At 51.9% G+C, this 960-nt stretch carries 1 protein-coding gene and 1 pseudogene; both read left to right on the top strand.

The features are described 5' to 3' along the window. Window positions 1-61 precede the first annotated feature (61 nt). A pseudogene (locus tag HYQ40_11230) lies at window positions 62-242 on the top strand (hypothetical protein). Window positions 243-740: 498 nt separating this feature from the next. Next, a partial coding sequence (locus HYQ40_11225; protein ID MBZ6528325.1) for a nucleotidyltransferase domain-containing protein occupies window positions 741-960 on the top strand: 220 nt, incomplete at its 3' end.

The raw sequence follows: 960 nt of genomic DNA, 5'->3' as shown, positions 1-960 counted from the left end.
GTATGGCCCGGGGGATCCGGCGCGCCTAGGCCTTGACGGCCTTCACTCAATTCGCCCTATAGTGAGTCGTATTACGTCGCGCTCACTGGCCGTCGTTTTACAACGTCGTGACTGGGAAAACCCTGGCGTTACCCAACTTAATCGCCTTGCAGCACATCCCCCTTTCGCCAGCTGGCGTAATAGCGAAGAGGCCCGCACCGAAACGCCCTTCCCAACAGTTGCGCAGCCTGAATGGCGAATGGGAGCGCCCTGTAGCGGCCACTCAACCCTATCTCGGTCTATTCTTTTGATTTATAAGGGATTTTGCCGATTTCGGCCTATTGGTTAAAAAATGAGCTGATTTAACAAAAATTTAACGCGAATTTTAACAAAATATTAACGCTTACAATTTAGGTGGCACTTTTCGGGGAAATGTGCGCGGAACCCCTATTTGTTTATTTTTCTAAATACATTCAAATATGTATCCGCTCATGAGACAATAACCCTGATAAATGCTTCAATAATATTGAAAAAGGAAGAGTATGCGTAGCCGTAATTGGAGCCGTACCCTGACCGAACGTAGCGGCGGTAATGGTGCGGTGGCGGTGTTTATGGCGTGCTATGATTGCTTTTTTGGCGTGCAGAGCATGCCGCGTGCGAGCAAACAGCAGGCGCGTTATGCGGTGGGCCGTTGCCTGATGCTGTGGAGCAGCAACGATGTGACCCAGCAGGGCAGCCGTCCGAAAACCAAACTGAACATTATGCGTGAAGCGGTGATTGCGGAAGTGAGCACCCAGCTGTCTGAAGTGGTGGGCGTGATTGAACGTCATCTGGAACCGACCCTGCTGGCCGTGCATCTGTATGGCAGCGCGGTGGATGGCGGCCTGAAACCGCATAGCGATATTGATCTGCTGGTGACCGTGACCGTGCGTCTGGATGAAACCACCCGTCGTGCGCTGATTAACGATCTGCTGGAAACCA

The sequence above is a fragment of the Aerococcaceae bacterium DSM 111021 genome (genome assembly GCA_020112395.1).
Classification (GTDB): Bacteria; Bacillota; Bacilli; order Lactobacillales; family Aerococcaceae; genus Ruoffia.
The sequence above is the reverse complement of the archived record's forward strand: the minus strand, read 5'-3'. Positions and strand labels throughout refer to the sequence as shown.